Source organism: Saccharomonospora halophila 8, from assembly GCF_000383775.1.
Classification (GTDB): domain Bacteria; phylum Actinomycetota; class Actinomycetes; order Mycobacteriales; family Pseudonocardiaceae; genus Saccharomonospora; species Saccharomonospora halophila.
Genome location: NZ_KB912511.1, coordinates 1 through 2975, shown reverse-complemented (window position 1 = coordinate 2975; position 2975 = coordinate 1). Strand labels below are relative to the sequence as shown.

The window sequence follows — 2975 nt, the reverse complement described above, 5'->3', positions numbered from 1 at the left end:
CGCGCGGAGGCCGGGCTGCCCACCGGGCCGGACGAGGCGCTGTTCGTCACCGACGACGGCGTCCCGGTGCCCGCCGACGAGGTGTCCTCGCGGCTGGAGTTCGCCCGCGCCGTGCGGGTGAGCGTCGACGGCAACGCCGGTTGGTGCCGCGGACTGCTGGCAACACGGTACCCACGAGCCGAACGGGAGGACGTGTCATGAAGGCGGTCAGGCTGCACCGGTACCACGAACAGCCGGTGCTGGAGGACGTGCCGATGCCCCGGGCCACGGGGCCGTTCGACGTGGTCGTGCGGATCGGCGGGGCCGGGGTGTGCCGGACGGACCTGCACATCATCGAGCAGCAGTGGGAGGACAAGTCCGGCGTCACCCTGCCCTACACGATCGGGCACGAGAACGCGGGCTGGGTACACGAGGTGGGCCCGGCGGTGACCAACGTCGAGGTCGGCGACACCGTCATCCTGCATCCCACCCCGACGTGCGGGCTGTGCCGGGCCTGCCGGGCGGGCGACGACATGCACTGCGCGGACAACGCCTTCCCCGGCATCGACTCGGACGGCGGGATGGCCGAATACCTGCTCACCTCGGCACGGGCCTGCATCAAACTCGACCCGGCCACCCGCCCGGAGGACGTGGCGGCGCTGGCCGACGCGGGCATCACCGCCTACCACGCCGTGCGCAAGGCGGTGCCGTCGCTGTACCCGGGCACGACGTGCGTGGTCAACGGCGCGGGCGGCCTCGGGCACATCGGCATCCAGACGCTGCGGGCGCTGTCGGCGACCACGATCGTCGTCGTGGACCGCAACGAGGAGGCTCTCGGCCTGGCCGTCGGCCTCGGTGCGGACCACACGGTGCTCGCCGACGGCAAGCAGGTGGAGGCGGTGCTGGACCTCACCGGCGGGGCCGGCGCGGAGGTGGTGCTGGACTTCGTCGCCGAACAGGGCGCCCAGCAGGACGCGTTCGCGATGACGCGGCGCGGCGGGTCGCACTACGTCATCGGCTACGGCAGCAACCTCGACATCCCGACGATCGACATCATCTCCACCGAGCGCAACGTGATCGGCAACCTGGTCGGCACCTACAACGATCTGGCCGAGCTGATGGTGCTGGCCCAGGCGGGCAAGGTCACCCTGCACACGAGGAAGTACCCGCTGGACGCCGCGCTGGACGCGCTGGCCGATCTGGACGCCGGGCGTGTCCGTGGCCGCGCGATCCTCGTCCCCTGAACCGCCCCGACAGGCAGCGAAGGAGTATTTTCCATGGCCAAGGACCTGCGTTACGGCGCGGACGCCCGGGACCTGCTGCGGTCGGGCGTGGACAAGCTCGCCGACGCGGTGAAGTCGACGCTGGGGCCGAAGGGCCGCAACGTCGTCATCGAGAAGATCACCGGCTCCCCGGAGGTCACCAACGACGGGGTGACCATCGCCCGGGATATCCACCTGCGGGACCAGTTCGAGAACATGGGTGCGCAGCTGGTGAAGGAAGCCGCGATCAAGACGAACGACATCGTCGGCGACGGCACCACCACCGCCACGGTGCTGGCTCAGGCGATCATCCACGAGGGCATGAGCGTGATCGCCAAGGGCGGCAACCCCGTGCTGGTCAAACGCGGCATCGACACCGCGGTGGCGCGGCTGGTGGAGCACCTGCGCACGGTGGCCCACCCGGTCACCACCGAGGAAGACCTGGCCCGGGTGGCCGCCATCTCGGCCAACGACGACGACGTCGGCGCCTTGATCGCCCGCGCGTTGCACCGGGTCGGCGACACCGGCGTGGTGACCGTGGAGGAGTCGTCCGAGGTCGGCATGTCGGTCGACTTCGTGGAGGGTTTCGAGTTCGACAACGGCTACCTGTCGCCGTACCTGGTGACCGACCCGGGCAGGCTGGAGTCGGTCGTCGACGACCCGTACATCCTGCTGTGCGCCGAGAAGATCGACAAGGTGCAGCAGCTCATGCCGCTGCTCGACAAGATCATGCGGGCGCCGAAGCCGCTCGTGGTGATCGCGGAGAACGTCGAGGGCACCGCGCTGTCGATGCTGGTGCACAACCACACCAACGGCACCTTCCAGTCGGTGGCCGTGCGTGCCCCCGGGTTCGGCGACCGCAGGCTGCACAAGCTGGAGGACATCGCCGCGGTGACCGGCGGGTCGGTGCTGTCCCGGCAGTCCGGGTTCACCCTGGAGAACATGACGCTGGACCAGCTGGGCCGGGCCCGGCAGGTGCGGGTCACCGAGAACGACACCGCCATCGTCGGCGGCGCCGGCTCGGCCGACGACGTCGCGTTCCGGGTGACGCAGTTGCGGTCCGAACTGGACAGGGCGCAGTTCGGCACGGACGAGGACGTGCTCACCGAGCGGATCGGCGCACTGACCGGCAAGGTGGCGGTGATCCGTGTGGGCGCGGCGACCCCGGCCGAGCTGAAGGAGCTGCAACACCGCGTGGAGGACGCCCTGTCGGCGACCAGGGCGGCGATGGCGGAAGGCATCGTCGCCGGTGGTGGCGCGGCGCTGCTGCACGCGCAGGAGGCGTTGTCCGATCTGGAGCTGAGCGGCGATTACGCGATCGGCGCGGACATCGTGCGGCGTTCGTTGACCGAACCGGCGGCGTTGATCGCGGAGAACGCGGGCCACCCGGCCGACGAGGTGGTGCGCACCGTGCGGGGCATGGACCCGGACGGCGGGTTCGACGCGCTGCGGGAGCGCTACGGGAACATGATCGAGATGGGCATCATCGACCCGCTGCGGGTGGCCCGGTCGGCGCTGCAGAACGGCGCGTCGGTGGCCGGGCTGCTGCTCACCACGAACTCGCTGATCGCCGAGGCGCAGACCCCGTGGGGCGGTTCCCCGGCGTTGATGGGCGAATTCGGCGAGCTGGACGAGGGCCTGCGCCAGCCGTCCCCGGACGCGAGCACGCCGCAGTCGCTGGGCATGGGCCCGTCGGTGGGCTGACCCGGATCCGGCCGGGACGCGGCGCCCGCG

The 2975-nt window shown here is 71.0% G+C and carries 2 protein-coding genes and 1 pseudogene; all 3 read left to right on the top strand.

Translation table 11 applies throughout. From position 1 onward, the window contains the following. Positions 1 to 201 (top strand): annotated as a pseudogene (locus tag SACHA_RS25055) (metal-sulfur cluster biosynthetic enzyme); the annotation flags it as partial. Beyond that, positions 198 to 1223, top strand: a complete 1026-nt coding sequence (locus SACHA_RS0107105) for an NAD(P)-dependent alcohol dehydrogenase (RefSeq protein ID WP_019808330.1) — start codon at positions 198 to 200, stop codon at positions 1221 to 1223. The pseudogene SACHA_RS25055 and the gene SACHA_RS0107105, both read left to right, overlap by 4 nt. Positions 1224 to 1256: 33 nt before the next feature. Then, the gene (groL, locus tag SACHA_RS0107100) at positions 1257 to 2945 is read left to right on the top strand and encodes a chaperonin GroEL (protein WP_019808328.1); all 1689 of its coding nucleotides are present in this window, start codon (positions 1257 to 1259) and stop codon (positions 2943 to 2945) included. Positions 2946 to 2975 lie beyond the last annotated feature (30 nt).

Coding starts and splice junctions, on each gene's coding strand:
- groL (WP_019808328.1), top strand. CDS start 1,257: ATGGCCAAGGACCTGCGTTACGGCGCGGACGCCCGGGACCTGCTGCGG.
- SACHA_RS0107105 (WP_019808330.1), top strand. CDS start 198: ATGAAGGCGGTCAGGCTGCACCGGTACCACGAACAGCCGGTGCTGGAG.